Genomic DNA, 26,579 nt, shown 5'->3' on the forward strand with positions numbered 1-26,579 from the left:
CCTTCACGAAAGTGCAGGATGCCGGCTTTTTATACTAAAATTTATTAGGATTTACGGTTCAACAAACTTTTGTGGTATCCATAGAAGAAATAGATCAGCAATCCAAGCAGGAGCCACACAATGAATCCAATCCAGGTGCTAATATGAAGCTGAAGCATCAGACCGATGCAAACCAAAGCACTTAAAAGCGGGAGCAACGGAACCCACGGCACAGTAAAGCCTCTTTTCAAATCAGGGCGTTTCTTGCGCAGAACGATAACCCCTACCGATACCACAGCAAAAGCGAACAGGGTTCCAATACTCGTCAAATTGGTCAGTGCATGTAACGGGAACAATCCACTAGCCAATGCGATAATACTACCTACCAGCCAAGTGCTTCGAATCGGTGTTTGAGTTTTGGCATTTATTTTAGATAAAAATACGGGTAAAAGACCATCACGTGACATGGAGAAAATCAACCGCGTTTGACCAAACAACAGCACCAGTAAAACGGTGGTCATCCCCGCAATCGCACCGACTGAAATCAATCCGGCTACGAAATCCTGATGAATAAAGCGGAGAGCAAACGCAACAGGATCACTTACCCCCAACTGCGTATAAGGTACCATTCCCGTTAGCACAACTGAAACGGCAATGTACAATACCGTGCAGATCGCAAGAGAAGAAATAATGCCGATGGGCATATTCCGCTGCGGATTGCGAACCTCTTCGGCTGCAGTTGAGATGGCATCGAAACCCAGATAAGCAAAAAATACGATTGCCGCAGCACTCAAAACACCAGAAAATCCATAAGGCAAAAATGGTGTCCAGTTGTCAGGCTTAACATAAAAGATACCGATTGCAATAAATAGCAATACAACTCCGACTTTAACACAAACCATTATTAAATTGAATCGAACCGTCTCCTTGGCTCCGAGACTCAGTAACAGTGTGATGAGCATAATGATGCACACGGCTGGTAGATCAATAATGGTTCCCTTGGTCGAATCGAAGGCTGCGGTTAAAGCCAGCGGTAAATGTACATCAAATCCAGCCAGCAAGCCTTGAAAGTATGCAGACCATCCACTACTCACAGAGGCGGCCGCAACTCCATATTCCAGAATCAGGTCCCAACCCAGTACCCAGGCCAAAATTTCTCCAAATACAATATAACTATACGCATAAGCGCTCCCAGCTGCGGGAACTGTAGATGATAGCTCCGCATAACATAAGGCTGCTAGTACGCAGGCAATACCTGCAATAACAAAGGAGAGCATCAATCCAGGACCTGCATTTTCTGCTGCTGCCTTGCCAGTAATAACAAAAATCCCGGTACCGATAATACATCCTACACCTAGCATGGTGAGATCAAAGGCACCCATTGTTCTCTTTAAGTGACCTGTAGATCCGCTTTCCTCATGCGGGAGCAGTCCTGTTTTTTTTCGAAATAAGTCCATATGCCGAATCCTCTTTCCATAATTTCATGCGTCAATATCGGTGCTGCAACGCTTTAGTGCGTGTTCTTATCATTCGATTAATTATTAGCGAGCTCGCCTTTGAAGTCAAGGAAAAATGTCATATTTCTTTGCGGTGGGTTAGTATATAGGGTACACTGAGTTGGAAAGATAAATTTTTAAGTAATATCCCAAAATGAAAAGGTATACAACCCGAGAAGGAGATGAGGATTTTATGAGCTTAAAACCTTACAAACGAAGTAGAGTGGCTATTGTCGGCATGGGAGCGGTTGGCACAACAACCGGCTACACCCTGCTGCTGCGCCAACGCATGCAAGAACTTGTCTTTATTGATGTCAACGTCAAAAAGGCGAAGGGGGAAATGCTCGATATGAATCATGGGCTTCCTTTTCTCGGCGGTGTCAAAGTATGGGCGGGTGATTATGAAGACTGCCGTAATGCAGATATCATCATTGTTGCAGCGGGAGCTTCACAAAAGCCGGGAGAAACACGTATTGATCTTCTCAAGCGTAATGCCGAAATTTTTGAAAGTATTATTGATAATATTGTCAAGGTCAATACACACGGCATTTTGCTGATCGCAACCAATCCAGTGGACATTCTCTCCTACATCTCTTGGAAACGCAGTGGTTGGCCTTCAAGTAGAGTCATTGGATCAGGAACGTTGCTGGACAGCGCACGCTTCCGCTATTTGATCGGGAAGCAAAAGGGCATCGATCCACGAAGCATCCATGCTCATATTATTGGAGAACACGGTGACTCCGAGTTACCTGTATGGAGCACAGCCAACGTTGCTGGAACTCCGCTTGAACTGGGTGAAGAAACGAAAAATGAAATTTTTGAAAATACCAAGAATGCTGCCTATGAAATTATAGATGCTAAAGGCGCAACTTCTTATGCTATCGGGCTGGCTCTCGACCGAATTGTAGCCGCCATTCTCGGAGACGAGGGGTCGGTACTTAATGTGTCCACCTTGCTGGAAAATTATAACGGAGTATCTGACGTATATTTAGGTGTTCCAAGTATCGTAGATCACAATGGGGTACGTGAAATTTTGGATCTTCCGCTCAATGACGAGGAACGTGCAAAGTTGCTTCAATCTGCGGACAAGCTGAAAGATCAAATTAGCAAAGTTCATGTGTAGATCGGGAACATAAAAGCTAAACAAAACTGGCCTCCACAGCGGTAATATCCGTTGAGAGGCCAGTTTTTTAGTCGTTATAATGTAAAAGTTCAGTTTGTCGTCCTGCTATGCATTCGAATTACCAAGGTGGCGTATCGCCATCCACATCCTCATTTTCATGCTGGCGTTTCTCTTTTAGCCGCTCAGCCACCGTTTCAAACGATTCAGGTTGAAGCAGCTCAATCGGTGAAAATCCCTTTTCAAACGTAAATGCGTCACCTTCAACAATAAGTGCATATCGATCATGAAGTTTCGTGATATGCAGCTTGGCGCCAAAGTCGGACAGTAGCCCACGCACGGCCGTATCATCTAGTTTAAAACGAACTTCAATCTCTGGTTTCAGCTCGACAATATGCTGTGCAGCCTCTACGACTTGAAGGGGTTCCCATTTCCCTTGCAGATCCCGCTTTTCGCTCGCCGCCCACAATTCCAGATCGCGCTCTTCCTGCTGTCTTTCCTCATTAGATGCATCCGGCCATTTGGTTTCTACGTAATTCTGAACGAAGCCCATGACATGCTCATTGACGATTTCCGGCATGGATTGCTCATAGGTCACGAATTTCAAAAAATCTTCAAAATACCGGGCATGCGAAGACTGGTGAATTTTAAGCTCCCACTCATCGTTCATCCCCTCCTCAAGCATGTAAGGATACATGATGGATTTCATATTACGGGCAGAAATAGCCATTTCGACCTCACTCACCAGACTGCTTTCAGTAATTCTGGCAATTTTAGGTTCGAAATCACACTTAAGCACAAAAATAAACGGGTCATCCGAGTGTGTATTCAAGGTAGCCTGTACAATGATCAGCGCTCCGCCGCGTACTGCGCTCGTATCCAGATACATCCGCACCAGATCGTCACAAGCATTTTTAAAATCTTCCTTATCCTCTGCTGCTCGCAGTCGGGCGAACATATTAAAATTCGGATTACTGCTCAATTCATGCTCCGGTTCGACGATAAAGCGGCCGATTTTGGTCGGTGCCTGCTCTGTGCTGGGATTTTTTTCAACCTTCCGCTTGCTAATACGAGTAAATTCCCCGTCCAGAAATTTTTTAACATCGCTTTCGTCATAATCGTAGTCGTCCATCGTAGCGTAATGCTTATAGGACTTACCACCCTGTCCTTCTTTTCCATCTACCTGAATTACAAAAAAAGATAAAAAATCCACTTGAAAGTTCATTTACGTTCCATTCGCTCCTTTTCAGGCATGTACGCGTAATTATATCACTATGATTTTAAAAGGTACATCGGATTCAGCCGCCTATTGTTAAGATAAACATTTTTAATTTACATAATATTTATTATGTAAATTTATCATTTGATTAGATTTCATTCCTAATTCACAAGTTTAAAGTGAGTACTTTTACTATCATTCTAATTCACTCCTTAACGATCATTGACCTCTTTATTTTCTATGCTCTACTTTCTTCAGGATTCAAAAAAATATTTGACTAAATAGTAGTTAATTTATTATATTATCTATTATTACATAGACAAAAATATTTTTTGTTTATTTAAAATGATATCTTGAAGTGCATGCGCCCTAAAAACAGGAAAGGAGAGTTTGTAGTTGTTTAATAATCCATTTATAAGGACCATTATCGCCTCCAATGCGCTGCTAAATTTGGGCATTTGGGTGCGCAACTTTGCCATACTGTTGTATGTAACAGATTTGACTCATAATGATCCCGTATACGTGTCGCTCATTTCAGTTGCTGAATTCATGCCTATTTTTCTGTTCGCTATCATTGGAGGAACATTCGCGGACCGTTGGCGGCCCAAACGGACCATGATTAGTTGCGATTTGCTGTCCGCTGCCTCTATTTTTATTGTCTTGTTGGCATTATGGTACGGGTCATGGCAGGTGCTTTTGCTGTCCACTTTCTTTTCGGCCATTCTATCTCAATTTTCTCAGCCGTCTGCGATGAAGATATTTAAGCAGCATGTAGCACCAGAACAGCTTCAGGGAGTGATGGCCCTTTTTCAATCTCTCATGGCATTATTTATGGTTATCGGCCCCGTTATCGGTACATTTATTTATCAACACTTTGGAATTTTCATTTCAATGTCTATAACCGGAATATTGTTTCTCATCTCGGCGCTTGTCCTGACTCGTATTCCACAAGATGAACAAGCACTTGAGATAGATGATCAACCCCCTCATTTCATTCAAGAGCTTAAAGAAGGAATACGTTATGTATGGAATAACCGCACACTTCGCACGCTTGGGGGAACATTCACCGTAATTGGGCTAGCGGTCGGACTTATTCAACCATTAATGGTTTTTATCGCCATCGAGAACCTTGGACAAAACAAGGAATTCCTGCAATGGCCGTTAATGGCGAACGGAGCGGCTATGCTGGTGGGAGGCGGTCTGATTATGGGGGTTGCCAAAAAAGTACAGCCGCAATTACTGCTGGTGTCCGGACTTTTGGTCAGCACACTGACAACCTTTGGAGTCGGATGGTCGCACAATATTGTGCTGACCATGGCACTACAAGTTTTTAGCGGCCTATTTTATCCTTGCATTCATATCGGTATCAACACAATGATGATGAAAAACGCCGAAGCTGCTTTTATCGGCCGCGTCGGTGGTGCCCTCTCTCCCCTGTTCTCCGGGATGATGGTCGTCGGTATGAGTATTGGCGGAACACTCAAACACGAATCCTCCCTGAACACCGTATATACCGTGAGCGCCGGCTTGTTTTTGGTCGGAGCGACGCTGTTGTTACCATTGCTTCGTGACAGGCGGCCTGTACAAGCTGTCATAGCCGATGATTCTGAATAGCAGCACAAGAAACCGCCCCTGGAGAGGTGATATGCCATCCTCCGGGGCGGTTTCTTAATGTTTGTATCATAATTTCAGACGGATTATGACTCTCTTCCTTCATGCTGTCTTTTCCACAATCGTGCATCCAGGCCGTTATCATCCAACAGCTCATCATGTTGTCCCTGCCCTACGACCATTCCTTTGTCCAATACTACAATACGGTCCGCGTTTCGTATCGTTTTGAGGCGATGAGCAATAGCAATGACCGTTCCACCTTGGACAAGGCGGTTAATAGCCTGTTGAATATCCTTCTCATTATCATTTAATAGATAACAAAACTTTATTAGATATCGAGTTTACATAATATATGTTATGTTAATATAATGATCACCATTGTAGCGTATTAAAGAAGTAGGACTTGACTTCAACGCCTGTCCAATCGTATAGTATGGTTATATCTTCAATTAAGGGAGAGATTTTGATGTCGGTGAACGTTCTTAACTAAGCAATTGCATATTCAGGGAGTATCATCAGGCGCTTGTACCCTTCGGGGACAGGTTTGTTTGTTGCCGTGTTGTTACCCTGATATTAGTTAAGAACATGCGGATATCATAAATCGCCTTCGGGATTATCTTCATCTAGGCTCTATTCCGTGCTGTGTTCAGCGCGGTTTTTTTGTTTTCAGATTTTGTAACTTCCCTTTAAACGTCTTCCTTTCACGATCCCAATAGCTTAGCAAAGAACTATTGCGTGAATGAATTGGAAACACGGAACTCGGAACTACAAAAGCTGAATAACAGGCTTATTTGAAGATAAATTCCCTCTTTCCTTAAGGGCGGAGAATGAACGTTTTGTTCATTCTCCGCCCTTTTTTATTTTAACAGCAAGGTTTTCTAAATCCTTACACCACACAACCAAAGGAGAGATTTATTCATGAACGAAACTACAATGCTGCGTTTGGAATATGATCAAATTAAAACAAGAGTTTCTGAATGTGCTTTTTCTTACCTAGGTAAGCGTCACGCTGCTACTATGCGGCCAATTACTGATATCCGTACCATTAAGATTCGTCTTGACGAAACGAACGAAGCGTTACAGATCATTCGCCACGGAGCAAGCGTTCCTGTTCCTTCGTTGGAAGGTATGGAGCACATTCTTCAACTGCTCGGAACCGGGTATATGTTCAGCGAGCGTGATTTTTCTCATATGGCTCAATTCATTCGAAGCTGTATTCAACTGATAAAATATATGCATTCCAAGGCGGACGCTGCTCCAACCGTCAGCGCTTATGCATCTTCCATGTATAGCATGGAGCCACTTTTATCCGAAATCGAAAGATGTATTCATTCGGGACGTGTGACGGATATGGCCAGTAAAGAACTAGCTAAAATTCGCAAAAAAATTGCGGTTACTGAAGAACGTATCAAGAGAAAACTTGACTCTCTCACCAGCCGTCACCGATCCATTATGCAAGAAAATATGATTAGTCAGCGCAATGGCCGTTACGTGCTTCCAATCAAAAAAGAATTCCGTAAACAAGTGAAAGGTAATGTACTGGATGAATCAGGAAGTGGTCAAACGGTTTACGTTGAACCTGCCGAGATTACGAATCTGCAATTCGATCAGAGCGCGTACATGGCAGAAGAATCAAAAGAAGAAATGAAAGTGCTGGGAGACCTGACGGCAATGGCTGAGTCATACAACCGGGAACTAAGCATCAATACAGAGACAGTAGGTGTATTGGATTTTTTATTGGCAAAAGCCAAATACGCCATGACTCTGGATGCTATCCCTGTCGAACTTAACCTTAACGGGATTATAGACATCCAAGGTGCACGTCACCCGTTGATGTCCAATACCATGGTGCCGCTTGACTTCTCAATTGGTGAAGGATATTCCTCACTCATCATCACCGGACCGAACACAGGCGGAAAAACGATGGCCCTCAAAAGCGTCGGTCTTTTAACACTAATGGTGCAATCGGGGCTACTGGTACCTGTTTTGCATGGCAGCCGAATGGCTGTATTCGAGGAAATTGTGGTAGACATCGGGGATGGACAAAGCATTGAACATGCTTTGAGCACCTTTTCTGCACACATCCGCAACATGATTAGCATATTAGAGACAACAGGCAACTCTACTCTGATCCTGATTGATGAAATGGCATCCGGCACCGATCCGGGAGAAGGAGTAGGTCTCTCTATCGCGTTGCTAGAAGAATTCCATCGTCGTCGGGCGACAGTAGTGGCTACAACTCACTTTAGCGAAATCAAGCATTTTGCTGAAAATACACCGGGGTTTCAGAATGCTCGTATGGAGTTTGATACCGAAACGCTACAGCCTTTGTACCGACTTCGCATTGGAGAGGCCGGAGAAAGCTACGCATATGCAATTGCCCTGAAGCTGGGCATGTGGACACGTATTATCGAGCGTTCCGAGGCCATTTCTGCGGGCAGAGCATCTCAAAATACACAGGAATCGTTTGTTATTCCCCCTTGTGTTGATGATGAAATGTCTGATGATGCAAATAAGCCTCTTCCTAAAAAAGCGGCTTTTGACGATACAGTCACAAAACGGAGGAAACAAGAACTTCCTCTCAAAACCAAGCCATTTGCCCTTGGTGATAGTGTTTATGTAGGCTACCTGGATCGAACTGGAATTGTATACAAAACCGAGGATGAACGGGGGAATGTCGGGATTTTGATCCAAGGACAGAAACTGAGCATTAACAGAAAGAGGCTCGTCCTTCACATCGCTGCTACTGAACTGTATCCTGACGACTATGATCTGGATATTGTTTTAGAAACCAAGGAAAACCGCAAAAAACGGAAACTGCTGAGACGCAAGCATGTCGAAGGAGTGATGATCGAATCTCCCCCAGAAAATGAAATATAGACGCACGGGTATATTCTCAACTGAAAAATAAGCTATTTTTATATTGTCAGTGAAACTTGAATCTGCAAGCGGACACTTAACAAGAGCGATCCACTTGCAGATTCTACCACAACGAAAAACATAATGTATATTATGTAAACTAAATGGTTTCCCTCTTATTTGTATTACTCAATCCGGCACTCATCGAATAATCACTTTTGTTATCATTCTAACGTTAGGATACAAAGGCATCTTATGCTTAGATTTGTAGGATTCTAAAAATTGATAGGGATGCTCTTCTTTCATCAGAACGTCCTCATTTAAATTAACTACCGTAGTACACACTACATCTGTCCCTGGTTTTTCATTAATACGTATAATCAATTTCTTTAAATAAATTTGTATTAGCTTTCGTCAAGGCAATATCATACTAACCTTTAATTCACCATTTCTTTCCAGCTTATTTTGAATTATTCTAATGCTAATCATAAGACGATCATTAAAATAAGGAGGCTAATCTATTGAAGAATGCTGTTGAAGAACTGGCGAGAATCATCGAGGATTATGAAAAAGAATTTTTTTCGATCACAGAACATGAATTTAATGCCAAACCGTTCTCGGAGAAATGGTCCAAAAAAGAAATACTAGGACATCTATGCGACTCCGCTTCTAATAATCATCGAAGATTTATCATGATTAAGCATTCAACATCCCCTATCAAAATTGAATCGTATGCGCAAAATGAATGGCTAGCAGCTAATCAGTATCAGGAAGTGTTCTCTTACGTGGATGTCATACATTTATGGAAACTATTGAATAAGCAAATCATAAATGTGTTAAACTCATGTACATCATTCGATTCTAAGAAAAGATTTCAAAAAGATGACCACTCCACCGAAACATTACAATGGCTAGTTGACGATTATATTCGGCATTTGCGGCATCATTTGGAGCAAATCAATCAATAACAAGACTAACGCTATGAAAAAGAATACTACGTTCACGATCATAATGACCTAAGCCGTTGATGTGATTTTCAAGTCAGGATGTAATTCTGCCCATTAGGTTTACATAATTATTATTATGTAAACCTATTTTCATTTAATCTCAACTTTCATGCTGTACTTACAATCCTGATATTGGTATCTGAATATCCAGCTTATCCATTGCTTTTTCTTTTTCCCGATCAGTGACATGTGTGTATACTGTGGTTGTCTGAATGGATGAATGCCCCAGCAGCTCCTGTACGGTACGCAGATCTGCTCCCTTACGTAATAGCATTGTCGCAAATGTATGTCTCAGCTTATGGCTGGAATAAGCCTCCCGGCGTTCTATACTCTTATCTTGCTGGAATCTTTCGAACGTTTCTGTAGCGATCTGTTGAATGGTGCGCACTGCCAGACGGCGACCTTTTTGGGATACAAACATCGCATCCTCTTTACCTCTCCACGGCGTCAATCTTTCCTCCAACGCATGCTCTACAAAATCACACACGGCTTCCGGTACCGGGAGAGTACGCCACTTACGTCCTTTACCGAACACATCCAAGGTACGTCTTTCTCGGCTGTAATCCGAGACATTCAATGAGTGAACCTCCCCCACCCGCAATCCCATGTAGACCATCAGCAGAAAAATTGCCATATTACGATTTGCATATTTCCCCTCCACCGCGAGCAAAAACGGATGAATATCCTTTTCATCCAGATAGACGGGCATACGATTCTTTTCAGTCTTTGCTTTTTTAATTCCCGCTGCCGGATTTGTGCTGCATAACTCAAATTCCTGTAGCGCTTTAAAAAAACTGTTCACCGCTGCATGCTTCCGGTTCCGCGTACTATCTCCGGCGCCTCCTTCCCGCGCTTTAGACAAATACGACATAACATGAATCTTCTTCACCTGATCGAGTGGTTTATCACGCAACGTGCGTAAAAACTGCTTCACATCCCCTATATAATTTTTTTGCGTATGTATCGTATATCCAGCATCCTTCATCCAGATCAAAAAAGCTTCCAGCTCCTCGGTATATATTTCATCAATTTCTTCTGTTGTATCGAGCTCCACATGTCGCAACTCTTTTTTCATCCCGCTCGCCTCCAATTCAGTTCATATCCCGAAATACACTGTAAAACGACCATTTTCATCTGATTTTTATCGACAATTCAATCGACATCTTACGCAGGAGAGATTCCAAAAGTCGTTTTAAACCTAAACAGCGTATAATATAAATTATACGCTGTTTTTCAAACGCTTTTCAAGGGCAAATAGAGCGTTTTTCCTCTTGTTTAGCAACCGAGCGAAAGCTTTAGCATTAGAACCGCATAAATGCGGTTCATATTCGTTATAATTTTGTTCGCCAGTAACTAGAAAGGCACTACTACTTTATAGCAGTGTCAGAATTTGAGGACCATCCTCTGTAATCGCAACTGTATGTTCATATTGAACACAAATCGAATGATCTATTATTCGAGCTGTCCAACCGTCATGTTCCACACAAGAACCCCAACTCCCCATGATAGCCTTTAAATCAGAAAACATGAGACAGTCAAATTATATACATTAAGTTAATTGCCCCTAATCCCTTGTTATCGCCAGCATCAGGAAGTATATCTAAGAACTCATGGGGTGAGTCGCTGTCGACACGGCATGGATGATGAGAAAAAGTAATTTGCAGTCTCGCTCCGTTTTCCCTTGATCATTCAGCACGATATACTTAAAGAAGTCGAAAGGAAACCTTATATTCGGCCTATGCTCATTTCAAAATGTAGGTTTATTCATGACAAAGGGAGTGTTCATTTATTTATGAGTACCGAAATGCTGGAACGTCGAAGTGAAATTTTAAAACGAAACATCCATCAATTGCTGGTTCAGGAAAATCAACACGGCGTGACACGTCAGGAAAATTACACGTTGCATAAAATGATCAGAGAGCTGCATCAAACCTCTCATGCCTTGAATACTTCCCGTTGAGATGAAAGACTGCTAAATCAAATGAACAAATAACCTTCAGCCCCACTTTTTAGTGGTGTTGAAGGTTATTTGTTGTATGTAGCCTTTAATTGACAGGTGATACTCTTTCGTGATGTTACCCTTTGGAGCGACTCAGCAGATATAAGAAGTATGGCGCACCAAGGATGGCTACAATCAAACCTGTTGGAATTTCTTTCTGTAAAGGTAAGGATCGTGTGATCGTGTCCGCTACAAGTACCAGGAGTGCTCCGACTAAAGCACAGGTTACCAGCAACATTTTATGCTTCGGGCCCACCAGCTTTCTCGCCAAATGTGGAGCCACCAAACCGACAAAGCCGATACCGCCACTAACCGAAACACTAGAACTGGCCAATCCAACCGCAGCAGCCAGAAGGAGAATACGTTCCTTTTCGATAGGTGTACCCAACCCCGATGCGGTCTGATCCCCCAGATTAAGCACATTCATCACATTTGCTTTGTAGTATGCAAAAGGAAGCAATACAATCAGCCAAGGCAACAGAGCCATTACGAATTTCCAGTTTGAGCCCCAGATACTTCCTGCTAACCAATTAGCTACAAACGTGTAGCTTTCAGGTGTCAGCTTAAGAGTCATAATGATCATCGCAGCACTGATACCCGCCGCTACACCAATCCCGCTCAGCAGTAGCCTTGTTGGCGAAATTCCTTCGCCTTTCTTATAAGAAAGCGCGTAGATCAGAATGGCAGCTGCTCCTGATCCAATCAGCGCAAGAGCGGGAAGTAAAAACAATGAATTCGTAGTTTGCATTGATGGAAAAAGCAATACAAACAGCATGACCATCAGCCCGGCGCCCGCATTAATCCCCAGAATACCAGGGTCCGCTAGACCGTTACGCGAAACTCCCTGCATGATGCAGCCAGAAACAGCGAGGCCTGCACCGATTAGAAGGGAAATAACCATTCGTGGCAATCGGAATTCAAATAGGATTAATTCCTGCTGTGGAGTCCCTTGCCCAAACAAAGTTCTAAATAGCTCCATTGGCGAAAGCCGGATGGTTCCCGTATTTGCACTTATGGTGAACGCAGCAATGAGCAATATGAGCAGAATGACAACAACCATCCAATCATGGATTTTTTTACGATGACTAGCTTTGGCAATAGCCCCATTCGTAACGTTATTCATTTTACAGTGCCCTCCTTTCCTTACGTGCCAGATAAAGGAAGAACGGAGCCCCAATTAAGGCAATAAGTACACCCACTGGTGTCTCCTCAGGCGCATTAATCATACGGGCTGCCAGGTCGGCAAACACAATGAGTAAAGCTCCCATAATGGCCGAGCACGGAATAATCCAGCGATAATCGACGCCAACCAGCTTGCGGGTTATATGGGGAATAATCAATCCCACAAAACCTATAGAGCCAACCAATGACACCGCTGCACCCGCCAGAATCAGAACAAGAATCATTCCAACTACCTTTACCACCCCAGTTCGCTGACCAAGACTCAATGCAATTTCGTCTCCCAGACTAAGCAGCGTAATGGAGCGCGACAACATGAGAGCGCCGATAAAAGCTGCCACAACCCAAGGCAAAACTATACCGAGCTGAACCCACTTGGTTCCACTAAGCCCTCCGGCATACCAAAAAGCCAAATCCTGTCCAACATTAAAGTACAAACTGATCGCATCTCCTAAGGCAGACAGCAATGCCGTGACAGCTGCACCCGCTAATACAAGACGAACTGGCGTAAGACCTGATTTGGATATAGAACTTGTACCATATACCATCACAACAGCCAGAGCTGCACCAACGAAAGAATACAACATTAATTGTAAAAAAGAAGAACCCGGAAAAAGTGCAAAGCAAATCGCCATCGCCAAGCTGGCTCCCGAGTTCAGTCCAAGCAAGCCCGAGTCAGCAAGTGGATTTCGAGTCATTCCTTGCATAATTGCACCTGCAACGGCAAAGCAAACACCGATTAAAACCCCACCCAGAATTCGAGGTAGACGGATTTCCCAAATAATTTGATGGTTTTGCAACTCGGGTTTAAAATGAAAAACAGCGTTCCATACCTCTTCTAGCCTAATAGAGGCTGCACCAAAAGATAGGGATAGCGCGATACCGAACGCTAAAATTCCAAGCCCAACTGTCAGGATAAGCGTAGCCGCCCAAGGTCGCGAGTGGAATTGAGTCGGCGACTGGTTATGTTTACTTTGAGCGGGGCCATCTGATGATTCTGATAATTTCATAACTATTGTTCACCCTTACTGTTGAATAGTATGTAGCTATCACGAACTGTGTTGAAGATGATGTTGATAATGAGAATTATTATCACGCAATCTTTACTATTGTAAATTAATGTGGCAATAGCTTCAATAGCAAATTTCGAGGAGTGCCTAATGCTCTACCCTATTGTGAAAAAATAAAGCCCTTCGGCATAAATACCAAAGGGCTGCGAACAACACCGAAACGACTACTTCTGTGCGGCGTTCTCTTTATTCCGCTGGACGATCATATCTGCGATTTCCTCAGCTTGTCCTACAATGGCAATCGGGTCGAAGTACCAATATCGATCCTCCTGAAGCTCAAAAACCTTACCTTGCCGGACCGCATTCAGTGATTTCCATATGCTGTCTCCTTTGTAACCTCTCAAATCCTTGTTAACCGTCAGAAAGATATAAGAGCCTGCATATTGATTAATGACTTCTTTTGACACCGACTTCCATTGAGTCTCACCTAATAATTCTTTTTGGACAAGCGGCGGAGGTATCAAATTGAGTCCTCTGTATACGGCCTGTCCTCCTCTGCCAAAATTATCACCATATACATAGTATTCTTTATCCGAAGCTTCCATTACGGTGAACGTATCCTCAGGCTGAATAATACCCTTTAGCTTGTCACGTGCAGCCTGCATCCGCTGATCGTATTGGGCAAGCCATGTTTTGGCTTCCTGTTCTTTTCCAAGTAGCTCACCAAAAGCTGTCAGTTCCTCATGCACATTTTTATACGTTCCATAAGGAATGACGATGGTCGGAGCAATTTTACTATATTTCTCATATTCAGAAGCATCTTTGGAACCAATCAGAATCATATCCGGCTGTAGAGCCAATACTTTTTCAATGGATACACTACCGCGATCTCCAATGCTTGCAATGCCCTGCACAAGCTCCTTCGAAAACGGATTATCCAGATAATATTTAACACTTCCCACAGGTTTAATTCCTAGTGCTAATAAATCATTCTGGTACATATCTACTACAATCCGCTGAGGGTGAACCGGAATCTTAATATCTCCATGAATCGTTTTGACTGTTTTCATTTCCTCTGACTTTTGTTCACTAGAAGTTTGATTCTGCTTTTCATCCGGTTGCTTCACGTTTCCACTACAGGCGGTAAGAACTAAAATGACTGACAGAAGCATCATCACAATCCACATTTTCTTTGTCAAGCCCAATCTTCCTCTCTCTATTTACGATGTCATATCGGCCTATTTACGTTCCATATTGAGCTTGGTGCAGGCGACTATATGCTCCTTTTACTGCCAATAACTCTTCATGTCTGCCTTGCTCGGCAATTCCTTGATCTGCAACTACGATAATGCGGTCAGCATTTTTGATTGTTGCCAGACGATGGGCGATAACGAGTGTCGTGCGACCTTGGGAAAGCTCTGTCAGCGCCTGCTGAATCGCGGCTTCTGTCTCTGTATCCAATGCTGATGTCGCTTCATCTAAAATGAGAATAGGCGGATTTTTAAGGAACATCCGGGCAATAGACAAACGTTGCTTTTGACCACCGGAGAGCTTTACACCTCGCTCACCGATCATTGTATCCAGACCATCCGGATATGAGCGAACAAGGTCTTCAATCTGAGCTCGACGAGCAGCATCCCAGATTTCTTCTTCCGAAGCATCAAGCTTACCGTAAGCGATATTTTCACGAATCGTTCCATCAAAGAGGAATACATCTTGCTGTACGATACCAATCATGGATCGCAGCGAATCCAGCTTCATTTCACGGATATCCATCCCATCAATGGTAATGCTACCTTCCTCGACATCATAGAAGCGAGGCAACAAACTGCAAAGTGTCGTTTTACCTGCTCCTGAAGGACCTACAAGTGCTACGGTTTCACCTGCATGGATAGATAGGTCTACTTTGCGTAATACCTTATCTTTGTTTTCGTAACCAAACGTTACACCTGCAAATTGAATATCTCCATTAAGATGGCTAACCGCCTTGGCCCCAGGCAGATTTTCTACATCCGATTCACTTTCCAGCAAATCCAGGTACCGTCGGAAGCCGGCAATCCCTTTCGGATACGTTTCGATGACAGAATTAATTTGTTTAATTGGCCCCAGGAATACATTAGACAGCATCACAAATGCGATAAATTCCCCGTAGGTCATCTGCCCTTCGATAACAAACCATGTTCCACACACAAGCACAAACAATGAAACCAGCTTCATTAGTATAAAACTAATCGAGGAATTCCAGGCCATAATCCGGTACGCGATCAGCTTCGTTTTACGAAAACGTCCATTATTCTCAGCAAAACGTTCCATTTCATGTGCTTCGTTGGAGAACGCTTGAACAACGCGAATCCCGCTGACATTATTTTCAATGCGAGCGTTATAATCCGCAATATCAGAAAACATACGATGGAAAGCAGCAGACATTTTACGGCTGAAATAAAGAGACAAGTAAATCATGAGGGGTACAATGATGAAAGTCAGTACAGCCAGCTTCCAGTTAATGCTGAGCATGATACCAAAGGCTCCCCCCAGTGTCATCAACGCGATGAACAAATCTTCGGGTCCGTGGTGGGCAATTTCCCCAATATCCATCAGGTCGTTGGTCATACGGGAAACGAGATGCCCTGTTTTGTTATTGTCAAAAAAGCGAAAAGATTGCTTTTGTACCCGATCAAACAGCTTTTTACGCATGTCCGATTCGATGTTAATACCCAGCTTGTGCCCCCAATAGGTAACTACGTAATTCAGCGCAGCACTGACGACATAAATCCCGAGTAGAGCTAGACAGGCATATAAAATCCATTTCCAGTTCCCGCTGGGGAGCAAATCATCGACCACCCGATTAACTGCAAGCGGAAAAGCCAGCTCCAGCAATGCAGCTAGCAAGGCACAAGAGAAATCAATAATGAACAAAGTCCGGTAAGGACGGTAGTATTCAAAAAATCGTCTAAGCATAGTCATGACTTCTCCTTTCTAATTTCAATTGAACTGATCACTTCGGATCAACGGAAAACATTTTAACGGCCTCATCCAGAGATTGGTCAACGGCTAGCGGTGAGTACGTAAACCACGGATCCGCTTTGATGAAATACACTTTGTGGTTCTTGACAGCCGGAAGATTTCTCCACAGTGCACTTTGTTCAATTTGCTTAAGCATTCCGTCCTTGCTCGCTTCATCATAAACCAGCATAATAATTCGGTCTCCTGATAGTTCAGGCAGCTTTTCCATTGAAATAACATCATAAACATAATTAAATCTCGGGTCCTTCGCCAGCTTCTGGCGTATGTACTCAGGAGGATTCAATTCCAGTGAACGGTAAATAACATGTCCTACATTCCGCGCTCCGTATACTCTTAACACATTCTTCTCGTAGGCCATATAAATCGTAACCGTTTCATCTTTTTTGAATTTTCCAACCAGCTTCTTTCGACCTTCCTCAGCCTTTTTGTTGAAACTAGCGATCCACTGCTCGGCTTCCTTGTCCTTACCCAGCACGGCTGCGACATTCCGCAGTTGCTCAAATACGTCGCCATCTCCAAACGAAACGACCACGGTTGGAGCAATTTTCTCCAGCTGCTCCTTCACTTCTGGCGTGGTATATTCTGTTGTGATGATCAGGTCCGGTTGTAACTCCAGCACCTTTTCTACATTTGTCGGGTTCCCAATATCCGCAACTCCGTCAATCTTACCTTTTAAATAGTCGCCTTCCAACAAATGGGAAGCAGCACCTGCAGGCTTAACTCCCAAGGCCAGCATAGCATCCAAATATTGTGTCGTGACAACTCGCTGTGGATTTGCAGGGATACTGATCTTATTACCAGTAGCATCAGTATATTCGCGCATGACAACCGTTTTGGATTGTCCGGAAGGATCATTAGTGCTGGTCTTGTCGTTTGTCTGGTTGTTGCTAGCTGCGTTTCCACATGCACTCAATACAACCATCAAAAGAACCACAAGACAAAGCGTGGATTCCCATTTTAATCTGTACCTTTGTTGCACAATATACGTCCTCCTTAGATATATACAATTCATAATATGATAGTGATTCTCATTATCATATAATTGTTATTCTATCTTTTACCGTCTCTTCTTACAATACAAAAATAAAAAACTTCCATTTATGTGTATGTATCGTCATCGTAGAATAGCCAAAAAAAAGAACTGATGCGCATTACAGCATCAGTCCGAATAGCTTAATATGTTGGGTCAAGCGCCCTTTTTATTTCGATTGATCCACTAACTCCAGCTTAGCGGGAATGGATGTTTTCACGGTTTTACCTTGAAGTACATCCTTGGCTGCCTGCACCGCCAATTGACCAATAAGCTCGGGTTGCTGAGCTACGGTGGCTGTCAGTTTCCCTTCCTTAATTGATTTAAGCGCATCCTCGTTACCGTCAAAACCGATGACTGGAATGTTCTTACCTGAGCTTTGGATTGCTTCGATCGCACCCAACGCCATTTCATCATTGTGGGCAAATACTGCCTGAACGTCCGGGTTGCCTTGCAGCAGATTTTCCATCACGTTCAAACCTTTGGTCCGATCAAAATCGGCCGATTGTTTAGCTATGACTTTCAGATCCTTATCTGCTACTTCATGAAATCCTTTTCCGCGTTCACGGGTAGCTGATGCTCCTGGGACACCTTCCAGCTCAATCACCTTGGCACCTTTTCCAACTTGATCAATCACATATCTGGCAGCCATTCGTCCTCCCTCTACGTTGTCTGAAGCGACGAGTGCTTTTACATCGCCTTTGTCAGCAGAACGATCCAGTGTAATCACCGGGATGTTCAATGCATTCGCTGATTGTACCACTGTGGAGATGGCCGACGAATCTGTCGGATTTATAAGTAACGCGTTTACTCCCTGTTGAATCAGATCATCCACGTCATTACTTTGTTTCGCCGAATCATTTTGTGCATCCACAACAATAACCTGCATTCCTTGTTTTTTGGCCTCTGTCACAACTCCGTCTTTGAGAGAAACGAAGAATGGATTATTCAGTGTTGAGATCGACAAGCCGATTTTGATGTCCTTCAGGTTCGCGGCCGCTTTAGGTTTCGCCCATTCGGGCGGTTCCAAGGAACACCCTGTTATGAGCAGGAGCAGCAAGGCAGTCATGATTAATGTAAGCTTTTTCATATTTTGTGTCTCCTTCTACGCAGATTAGGTGTATTATGCGGATTTTTTTCGGTCAATCAGTACAGCAATAGCGATGACTATCCCTTTTACTACCATTTGATAAAAAGAATTAACCCCCAGCAAGTTCAAGCCATTGTTTAGTGTACCGATGATAAGCACACCAATTAATGTACCTACGATTCGTCCGCGTCCTCCCGAGAGGCTTGTTCCACCTAATACGACAGCTGCAATGGCGTCCAATTCATAAGAAGTACCTGCTGTCGGTTGCGCCGAGTTCAAACGTGAAGTCAAGATAGCTCCCGCCAACGCGGAAAGCATTCCAGCCAGAGAATAAATCCAGATTTTTACACGTGGTACTTTAATACCTGATACAATCGAAGCCTTCTCATTACCACCAATGGCATACGTTTTGCGTCCGAATGGTGTTTTATGCAAAATGATCCACAGGACAGCAAAGGTAATGAGCATCGTAATCGCTGGAACCGGAATACCGAACTGATAGCCACGTCCGAACAATTGAAATACCAGACTGTCTCCGAGTCCTGTAATAGGGTTACCGTTGGTATAAACGAGTGTCAATCCTCTGAAAATAGTCATGGTTGCTAGTGTAGCGATAAACGGAGCCATTTTACCTTTCGTAATCATCAAGCCGTTGACCATCCCCATCACGCCACCCAATGCACAACCGATGATAATCGCCAAAATAGGATCGAACCCGGCCAGCATCATATTTGCGACAAACGCACTGGATAGTGCTAATATGGAGCCGACTGACAAATCAATTCCGCCTGTGAGAATAACGAAGGTCATACCGAACGCAATCAACGCATTAATGGATACCTGGCGCAATAAATTCAAAATATTAAGCGGTTCCAAAAAGCTGGGATTTAAGACCGATACAATGATTACCAAAATAATGAGCCCCAACAATGGGCCAAGCTTCTGTGTGATTTGTGACATTTGAAAGCCTTTGCTGCTTTTTGATTCATTCATAGTTGTCATATTACTGTCCTCCTGTAGCTAGCGTCATAATATTTTCTTGTGTGGCTTCTTCCCTGCTCAGCTCTCCGCTGATCTTTCCCTCGTGCACCACGACAATACGATCGCTCATGCCGAGTACCTCAGGGAGTTCCGAGGATACCATGATAATCGCGACTCCACGTTCGGTCAGCTCGTTCATCAACTGGTAGATTTCCCGCTTGGCTCCCACGTCCACACCTCTCGTCGGTTCGTCAAGAATGAGTACATTTGGCCCAATACCTACCCATTTGGCAATAACCACCTTTTGCTGATTACCACCTGACAAACTGCGAACCGTTGTTTCGCCCGATTGGGTTTTAATTTGTAAGCGCTTAATTAAAGTGTTAACAAAATCCAACTCTTTTTTACCTGAAATAAATCCTTTTGAGGTAAAGCTGAAGAGATTTGGCAGCACCATGTTTTCACGGATGGAAAAATCCAGCACCAAGCCCTCATCTTTCCGGTCTTCTGTAATGAAACCAATCCCTAGTTTCACCGCATCATCCGGCTTACGAATAGACACCTTTTTTCCACGCACATGAATCTCACCACGATCCAAAGCATCCAGTCCAAATAACGCACGCATGATCTCGGTCCGTCCCGAGCCCATCAAGCCTGAAAAACCTACAATTTCCCCAGATCGTACAGTGAAGTTCACATTTTCAAATAACCCTTTATGCGAAGCATTTTTGACCTCCAACACCACTTCTCCCAAAGCAGGCGTTCTTACCGGGTAGCGTTCAGTCAGCTCTCTACCCACCATTTTCCGTACAACCTCATCAAAATTCGTATCGGGAATCGCCTGAGTATCGACCGTTTTCCCGTCACGCATGATGGTAATCCGATCACAGATCGCGAATATTTCCTCCATCCGATGTGAAATATACACAATCGAAACACCATCTTTTTTCAAGGAAGTAATAACCTCGAACAGCTTCTGAATTTCCCGTTCAGTTAAGGCGGCTGTCGGCTCATCCATCACGATAACTTTAGCATCTGTCATGAGTGCTTTGGCAATTTCAATCATCTGCTGTTGACCCACTGAACACTCGCCTGCTTCACCGTTCAATGGAAGGTTTACCGAAAGCTTGCTGAATTGTTCATTTGCTAGCGCTTTCATTTTGGAGCTATCTAGTAAGCCCCACTTGGAGGTCATTTCCTTGCCGATAAACAGATTTTCCAGCACAGTCATCTCCGGCCACACATTCAGTTCCTGATGAATAAAAGCAATTCCTTTTTGCTCCGCTTCTTTGGGGTCAGCAAAATAGGTTTCCTGGCCGTCAATGATGATCGTTCCCTCATCTCGCCGATGCAGTCCGATTAGAATATTCATCAGCGTTGATTTGCCTGCACCATTTTCACCCATGAGGGCATGTACTTCTCCTTCACGAAGATCAAAGTGAACACCACTCAGTACCTGATTGGTTCCAAAGGCTTTGTGAATTCCTTTCATTTGAATCTGCATGCTGTACCCTCCTTTTTATTCAACATTGATTTATCCAAAATGAACTCCTGCCTGCAAAATACAATTGGCATACGGTTTAGCCTCTCCTGTACGAATGATCGCCTTTGCATAACGGGTCAACTCTTTGAATTGTTCATGAGAGCAAAACTCAATGACGGCAACTTGCTTACTAATCTGTGGCTGTTCTAATTGCTCCCCTGCAAAGTTGTGCATAATATACTGTAATGCTTGTTCATTTTCTTGTTTGATTTCTTCGGCCAGCGTTACTTTTTCGATCACCATATCTGCTGCAATGACATCAACGACGTCCTGAAAGGATGGAACACCCAGTTTAAGGGCCAAATCAATTTTGGTAACGCCTTCAGGAACAGGTAAGCCAGCATCAGCCACGACAATATAGTCAGTGTGGCCGAGATCCGACAGTATTTTGGATATATGACTGTTTAGGATTCCATGTTTCTTCATATTATATTTGCTCCTCCACTTCACGACGGGTTGGCATTCCACCTTGGGCTCCAAATTTGGTAACGGATAATGACGCAGCACGATTAGCAAATTTCACACTGTCTGCCAGCGAATTTCCTTCAGCTAAAGCCACTGCAAAAGCAGCGTTAAACGTATCTCCTGCACCTGTCGTATCAATAGCTTCTACTTTATAAGTAGGAACCACGACTTCCTGTTCTCCGTCGAAGAACCGTACACCGTTGCTGCCCTCAGTCACAAACAGCTTGTTGGGATATTTGCGCAGCGCTTCTTGAAGACTTAAATCCTTAAACATAATGGCAGCTTCATGCTCATTAGGCGTAATGTAGGTCGCATTCGCAATTACGCTTTCCTCCACTTCACGAGCCGGGGCTGGATTCAGCAACAAGGGTATCTGGTATTTCGCACAAATCTCGCTTACGTAAACAACCGTTTCTGTTGGTATTTCCTGTTGAATTAGCACAATATCCGAGCTTCGGATGACGTCAAGCGCTTCTTCCACATAGGCGGGTGTCACTTCATTATTCGCTGCTTTTACCACGACAATACTGTTATCGCCTTCAGCTAGTATAATATGCGCTGTACCGCTTTCCATATGTGTAACCGGTTTCACATAATCAGTATGAACATGATTTTCTTCAAAATTACGTAAAATCTGCTTCCCAAAATGATCATCCCCTACTCGTCCAATCATCGTAACGTCGGCTCCGAGTCGTGCTGCGGCTACTGCCTGATTGGCTCCTTTACCTCCAGGTACGGTTGTGAAGCTTTCACCCAATACCGTTTCACCAGCACCGGGACGTTTGGACGAAGTAACTACGAGATCCATAGAACTGCTTCCGATAATCGAAATTTTAGCCATCATTATCCACCCTTCTCGTTGTATCCCGTTCTATAAATTTGACGGGCAATTGTATGCTTGAATAGGTAAGTACTTTCGAATGAAGATTAGGTACACTTGACTTCGTTACTTGCGAATGCTCAATCAACTGAATGAGTAGTCCTGCTGCTTCCCAGCCCATTTCATAAGCAGGCTGTCGAATCGTTGACAAAGGCGGGAATAACAAACTACTTAGTGGTATATCATCAAACCCGATAATTTGAACATCATCCGGGATTTTCTTTCCTAATCTATGTGCCTCATGCATCACCGCTGTAGCCACGATATCATTACTTGCGATAACTCCGTCCGTATCGGGATACTTGCTAAACAGCTCTTTGGCCCACGACTCGGCCTCCTTGAACGAAAAGGACGTTGTCTCGACCACATGGTAAGCAATTCCGGATTGCTGAAGCTTTTCAACCGCCCCGCGAAAACGGTCTTGTGCTGGACGAATATGTGCAGGGCCCTGCATGACTGTAATTTGTTTGCTGCCGCGTGCAACCATTTCTTGAGCAGCCAAGCAACCGCCATGGGCTCCATCTGCATATACGGAGAGGCTGTCACTGGAAGTTCGATCGAGAAAAACGACCGGGATCTTCAGTTTGGCGTAACAATCGGCATCGGGATCATTGGTAGAAGAAATAACACCAACGACATTATTTTGAACAAAAGTATCCATGTAATCCAATTCTTTTTGACGATCTTCATCACTATTACCGAAAATAATCCGAAAATCATTTTCCTGCATTCGATCCTCCACCCCACGAGCTAACAAGGGAAAGTAAGGGTTCGTAATATCCGGCAGCAAGAGACCTATTAATCTAGATTTCTTTTTATACAAAGAACGTGCAACTTCATTAGGCTTGTAATTTAACTGCTTCACAGCAGCCTCAACCTTTCGCCGTGTATCCTCATGTACATATCCAGTTTCATTGATAACTCTGGAAACGGTTGCTACGGAAACCCCTGCAAAGCTGGCGACTTCTTTAATTGTTGTCATAGTGTAGGTTCAACTCCAATGTGTAACCGGTTACACATATAAAATATCACAGCATTAATTTTTTGACAAGCATTAATTATTTGCACGTTGGATGCTTTAGCTTTATAATTCTTTTTGTAACTAATGGAGTTTCACCTTTAAACACATACTAAAGTGGGGAGCACTACTCCCGGTTACTTAATAAAATACGTATACATGGAGGCTTTTCCTGATGAATATCGAAGTTTGGTCTGACTATATGTGTCCATTTTGTTATATTGGCAAGCGCCGTTTGGAGCAAGTATTACAGCAATTCCCACATCGCGATGAGGTGCAATTGACATTCAAGAGTTTCGAGTTGAACCCGAGTGCTGTGAGAGATAGTGGTAAAACGATCAATGAAGAACTATCAGCTAAATATGGCGTCAGTCTGCAAGAGGCTCAGGCTATGAATGATCGAATGAACGAAAACGCACGCTCTGCGGGTCTTAATTACAATATTCATGCCATGGTGCCAACAAACTCTCTTGATGCTCACCGCTTAACACTATGGGCTCAAACACAAGGCAAAATGCTGGAGCTGAGCGAGCGCTTATTCCATGCTGTTTTCATCGAAGGCAAGCATACAGGGGATCATGAAGTGCTGGCAGCGCTGGCTACTGAAGTTGGTCTAGATCAAAAGGAAGCGGCTGCTATATTAGCCAGTGACCGTTTTACCGACGAAGTTAGAGCTGATGAAGCCGAAGGCGCTGAGTTGGGTGTTCAGGGTGTACCATTCTTTGTATTTGATCGAAAATTTGCCGTTTCTGGTGCCCAGCCGGAGGAAGTATTTCATGACGCACTTCAAAAAGCATGGGATGAACGCTCACCTTTCACTATGATAAGCGGCAGCTCGTCCAAACAGGATGCAGGTGGTGTATGTACGGATGAGGGTTGTGAACTTCCAGGCCGCGAGAGCTGAACAGTCCTTGAATGAACATTTCCAACTCCCTAAATAAATTTTAAAAAAGCGTGCCAGCCCTCTATTAAACCTGAGGCTGGCACGCTTCTTTATTTTATAACGATTTAATCATTCCGCCATCCACAAGGATGGTGCTCCCTGTCAAATAGGATGAAGCTGAAGACGCCAGAAAAGCGACAACTTTACCGAACTCTTCAGGCTCTCCATACCGCCCCAATGGAATGCCCTCTTCTGCTTGTTTTCGAACCTGATCCGTCGTTTGCTGGGTTTTCTCAGCTCGATGCTCGTCCAAGCTACGCACGCGATCGGTTGCAATTCTCCCCGGTGCTACAGTATGTACCAGAATATTATGAGGAGCCAATTCCAGAGACAATGTTTTCGCCAATCCAGCGACTCCAGTACGTAGCGTATTTGAAATGATTAGTCCCGGAATTGGCTGCTTAACTGAGGAAGAAGCAATATTTAATATCCTACCGCTTTGTTGTTTTTTCATATAGGGTAACACCTCACGGATCAACCGGATATGACTAAGTAAATTTTGTTCAAAGGCCTGCATCCACACTTCATCAGTAAAATCATCAAAGGTACCGGCAGGAGGCCCACCCGCATTGTTAACCAAAATATCAACGGTGCCAAACAAATCGACTGTACGACGGATGGCCTGGGAGATATCTTCTGGTTTTGTTACATCGCAAACTACATATTCAACGCGGCCACTCGCTGTTTCCAGTAATTCCGCCTGCGTCCGCTGAAGCTCTGCTTCGTTCCGTCCTGAAATGATGACATTCGCACCCTCGCGTGCCAGCTCCCGTGCGCTTGCCTTGCCGAGTCCTTTACTGGAACCTGCAACAAAGGCTGCTTTTTCCGTTAATCCTAAATCCATCTATAACACTCCCTTTTGTCAGTGTTCTCTATTTAATTGTACACATGACCAGCACATAATGCGAATAGCCTGGTAGTGTCATGGAGGCTATCTATCTTCTCACCATTAAAAAGAATACGAAATCATTCATGCAAGGTAAAACGAAAAGGCCTGACATTTAGTCAGGGCCCTTTTTGTTTACAAAATATTTGTTACAGCACGTTATGATGTTGATGCAGGTGTTGTTGGCTGCTCGTATACAACAATGGACTGGCTCTCAGGCTCCCATTTAACATTTGTCCCCAAGGCCTCTCCGATTACCCTTACAGGTACCATTGTCGTCCCATCCACTATGGATGCTGGCTGCTCGATAGAATACGGCTGACCGTTAATATATGCTTTCGGACTGTTAACAAATAATTTGACGGACACGCCGTTACGGGTGACAGTAACAGCCTTTTCTTTCGGATCCCAGGAAACCTTTGCATCCAAAGCTTCGGAAGCTGTTCTAAACGGAACAAGTGTGGTCCCATTGCGGTTAATCGGTTTGGCATCGTATTCTTCACCATTCACGAACAGCTTCATACCCGACGGCCGTCCGGCCTTCTTCGAGAATTCACCCAGCTTTTTGTAGCTGTCAAGATCGGACACATTAGCCAGTACCGCCTCCTTCTGCATGTAAACGGCATCTGTCACATTTCCGTTTTCAGCCAGTAGCTCAGCTGCCTCAGTCAGTGCTTTACCAGAATTCCGGATCAATTCAAGTTCAGCAACCTGCTCCGAAGTCAAACGGTCCGGGTATTTCGTAAGCAGCAGATTCGCAATAACCGCTCCTGCCGGCTTATCCTTCGTATTTTCTACCGCGTGAAGCAGACCCTTGTAACCGTTGCGTCCCTTGTGACCATTATGGTCTTTGGACTCTCCGTATGTATCATCCGTTACTGCAACAGGTTCAGTTTTTCTGATTTCTGCGTGTTTTTCTTTTTTACTGTTTTCATCCTTTTTACCGGATGCTTTGTCCTTTTGTTTTTCGGACTGATCATTGTCTGAGTCATGGGGATTGATTAGCTCTTCCCCGCTCTTTTCATTCCCGTCTTTAACAGACGTCTTTGCTTCCTGTTTGTTCTCCTGATCATTTCCGCGTCCCTGCTTGGCTTCAGCGGTTCCCGCTGCCAATCCCAAGACCAGTATACACGCTAGTAAAGCTGTCCAAGTGTTTCTCATGATGCGATTCCTCCTTATAGTAAAGACCGGGCTCAAATGTCCCTAGATGTATTAACGGCTTCTCTAAGCTGATTTTTTA

The 26,579-nt window shown here is 43.8% G+C and carries 22 protein-coding genes and 2 pseudogenes; 6 read left to right on the plus strand and 18 right to left on the minus strand.

The features are described 5' to 3' along the window. Positions 1 to 44: 44 nt before the first annotated feature. Positions 45 to 1,436, minus strand: a complete 1,392-nt coding sequence (locus MKY35_RS13305) for an amino acid permease (protein ID WP_254347405.1) — start codon at positions 1,434 to 1,436, stop codon at positions 45 to 47. Between the two features lie 232 nt (positions 1,437 to 1,668). Between MKY35_RS13305 and MKY35_RS13310 the strand changes: the two genes are divergently transcribed. Beyond that, positions 1,669 to 2,598: an L-lactate dehydrogenase gene (locus MKY35_RS13310; RefSeq protein WP_341070894.1), complete on the plus strand. Its 930-nt coding sequence runs from the start codon at positions 1,669 to 1,671 to the stop codon at positions 2,596 to 2,598. A 118-nt stretch (positions 2,599 to 2,716) separates the two neighbouring features. Here the strand turns inward: MKY35_RS13310 and MKY35_RS13315 are convergent, their stop codons facing one another. Beyond that, the gene (locus tag MKY35_RS13315) at positions 2,717 to 3,820 is read right to left on the minus strand and encodes a DUF3900 domain-containing protein (protein ID WP_342443960.1); all 1,104 of its coding nucleotides are present in this window, start codon (positions 3,818 to 3,820) and stop codon (positions 2,717 to 2,719) included. 390 nt (positions 3,821 to 4,210) lie between these two features. Between MKY35_RS13315 and MKY35_RS13320 the strand changes: the two genes are divergently transcribed. Beyond that, on the plus strand, positions 4,211 to 5,428 hold the full coding sequence (locus tag MKY35_RS13320; RefSeq protein WP_342443961.1) for an MFS transporter: 1,218 nt from the start codon (positions 4,211 to 4,213) through the stop codon (positions 5,426 to 5,428). An 83-nt stretch (positions 5,429 to 5,511) separates the two neighbouring features. Here MKY35_RS13320 and MKY35_RS13325 read toward each other — a convergent pair. Then, a pseudogene (locus MKY35_RS13325) lies at positions 5,512 to 5,730 on the minus strand (ABC transporter ATP-binding protein); the annotation flags it as partial. 613 nt (positions 5,731 to 6,343) lie between these two features. Here MKY35_RS13325 and MKY35_RS13330 point away from each other — a divergent pair. Together MKY35_RS13330 and MKY35_RS13335 are read left to right on the plus strand one after the other, a co-directional pair. Then, a complete protein-coding gene (locus MKY35_RS13330; RefSeq protein ID WP_342443962.1) occupies positions 6,344 to 8,305 on the plus strand; it encodes a DNA mismatch repair protein MutS in 1,962 nt (653 codons plus the stop codon). 500 nt (positions 8,306 to 8,805) lie between these two features. After that, positions 8,806 to 9,252, plus strand: coding sequence for a DinB family protein (locus tag MKY35_RS13335; protein WP_342443963.1), 447 nt, complete (start codon positions 8,806 to 8,808; stop codon positions 9,250 to 9,252). Between the two features lie 157 nt (positions 9,253 to 9,409). Here MKY35_RS13335 and MKY35_RS13340 read toward each other — a convergent pair whose 3' ends face one another. Both MKY35_RS13340 and MKY35_RS13345 read right to left on the minus strand, forming a co-directional pair. Then, a complete protein-coding gene (locus MKY35_RS13340) occupies positions 9,410 to 10,366 on the minus strand; it encodes a tyrosine-type recombinase/integrase (RefSeq protein ID WP_029517491.1) in 957 nt (318 codons plus the stop codon). Positions 10,367 to 10,663: 297 nt separating this feature from the next. After that, positions 10,664 to 10,795, minus strand: a pseudogene (locus MKY35_RS13345) (type I methionyl aminopeptidase); the annotation flags it as partial. A gap of 288 nt (positions 10,796 to 11,083) precedes the next feature. On the opposite strand from MKY35_RS13345, the gene MKY35_RS13350 reads away from it, so the two are divergent. Then, positions 11,084 to 11,251: a hypothetical protein gene (locus MKY35_RS13350; RefSeq protein WP_007432475.1), complete on the plus strand. Its 168-nt coding sequence runs from the start codon at positions 11,084 to 11,086 to the stop codon at positions 11,249 to 11,251. Positions 11,252 to 11,366: 115 nt separating this feature from the next. Here MKY35_RS13350 and MKY35_RS13355 read toward each other — a convergent pair whose 3' ends face one another. From MKY35_RS13355 to MKY35_RS13405, 11 genes are all read right to left on the minus strand, one after another. Further along, positions 11,367 to 12,413, minus strand: coding sequence for an iron ABC transporter permease (locus MKY35_RS13355; protein ID WP_322252709.1), 1,047 nt, complete (start codon positions 12,411 to 12,413; stop codon positions 11,367 to 11,369). A gap of 1 nt (position 12,414) precedes the next feature. Continuing rightward, positions 12,415 to 13,479 (minus strand): iron ABC transporter permease, encoded by a 1,065-nt coding sequence (locus MKY35_RS13360; RefSeq protein WP_342443964.1) that lies wholly within the window; start codon positions 13,477 to 13,479, stop codon positions 12,415 to 12,417. 224 nt (positions 13,480 to 13,703) lie between these two features. Continuing rightward, positions 13,704 to 14,684 carry an ABC transporter substrate-binding protein gene (locus MKY35_RS13365; protein WP_342443965.1) on the minus strand — a complete coding sequence of 327 codons (981 nt, stop codon included), beginning with the start codon at positions 14,682 to 14,684 and terminating at the stop codon, positions 13,704 to 13,706. 37 nt (positions 14,685 to 14,721) lie between these two features. Beyond that, positions 14,722 to 16,437: an ABC transporter ATP-binding protein gene (locus MKY35_RS13370; RefSeq protein WP_342443966.1), complete on the minus strand. Its 1,716-nt coding sequence runs from the start codon at positions 16,435 to 16,437 to the stop codon at positions 14,722 to 14,724. Between the two features lie 37 nt (positions 16,438 to 16,474). Further along, complete coding sequence (locus MKY35_RS13375; protein ID WP_342443967.1) at positions 16,475 to 17,482, minus strand: ABC transporter substrate-binding protein; 1,008 nt, start codon at positions 17,480 to 17,482, stop codon at positions 16,475 to 16,477. Positions 17,483 to 17,702: 220 nt separating this feature from the next. After that, on the minus strand, positions 17,703 to 18,623 hold the full coding sequence (rbsB, locus tag MKY35_RS13380) for a ribose ABC transporter substrate-binding protein RbsB (RefSeq protein ID WP_342443968.1): 921 nt from the start codon (positions 18,621 to 18,623) through the stop codon (positions 17,703 to 17,705). Between the two features lie 33 nt (positions 18,624 to 18,656). Next, positions 18,657 to 19,625 (minus strand): ribose ABC transporter permease, encoded by a 969-nt coding sequence (gene rbsC, locus MKY35_RS13385; RefSeq protein ID WP_013310465.1) that lies wholly within the window; start codon positions 19,623 to 19,625, stop codon positions 18,657 to 18,659. A gap of 1 nt (position 19,626) precedes the next feature. After that, on the minus strand, positions 19,627 to 21,108 hold the full coding sequence (locus tag MKY35_RS13390; RefSeq protein WP_342426244.1) for a sugar ABC transporter ATP-binding protein: 1,482 nt from the start codon (positions 21,106 to 21,108) through the stop codon (positions 19,627 to 19,629). A gap of 30 nt (positions 21,109 to 21,138) precedes the next feature. After that, positions 21,139 to 21,573, minus strand: coding sequence for a D-ribose pyranase (gene rbsD, locus MKY35_RS13395; RefSeq protein WP_340955546.1), 435 nt, complete (start codon positions 21,571 to 21,573; stop codon positions 21,139 to 21,141). Position 21,574: 1 nt separating this feature from the next. After that, positions 21,575 to 22,453: a ribokinase gene (gene rbsK / locus MKY35_RS13400; RefSeq protein ID WP_069011915.1), complete on the minus strand. Its 879-nt coding sequence runs from the start codon at positions 22,451 to 22,453 to the stop codon at positions 21,575 to 21,577. After that, on the minus strand, positions 22,446 to 23,474 hold the full coding sequence (locus MKY35_RS13405) for a LacI family DNA-binding transcriptional regulator (protein WP_342443969.1): 1,029 nt from the start codon (positions 23,472 to 23,474) through the stop codon (positions 22,446 to 22,448). Before MKY35_RS13405 ends, rbsK begins: the two co-directional genes overlap by 8 nt. A gap of 211 nt (positions 23,475 to 23,685) precedes the next feature. Between MKY35_RS13405 and MKY35_RS13410 the strand changes: the two genes are divergently transcribed. Beyond that, positions 23,686 to 24,414 carry a DsbA family oxidoreductase gene (locus tag MKY35_RS13410; RefSeq protein ID WP_342443970.1) on the plus strand — a complete coding sequence of 243 codons (729 nt, stop codon included), beginning with the start codon at positions 23,686 to 23,688 and terminating at the stop codon, positions 24,412 to 24,414. A 94-nt stretch (positions 24,415 to 24,508) separates the two neighbouring features. Here the strand turns inward: MKY35_RS13410 and MKY35_RS13415 are convergent, their stop codons facing one another. Further along, a complete protein-coding gene (locus MKY35_RS13415; RefSeq protein WP_322252719.1) occupies positions 24,509 to 25,297 on the minus strand; it encodes an SDR family oxidoreductase in 789 nt (262 codons plus the stop codon). Between the two features lie 201 nt (positions 25,298 to 25,498). Next, positions 25,499 to 26,500, minus strand: a complete 1,002-nt coding sequence (locus MKY35_RS13420; RefSeq protein ID WP_322252720.1) for a copper amine oxidase N-terminal domain-containing protein — start codon at positions 26,498 to 26,500, stop codon at positions 25,499 to 25,501. Positions 26,501 to 26,579: the final 79 nt, after the last annotated feature.

This window comes from Paenibacillus sp. FSL L8-0638 (assembly GCF_038593075.1).
GTDB lineage: Bacteria > Bacillota > Bacilli > Paenibacillales > Paenibacillaceae > Paenibacillus > Paenibacillus polymyxa_D.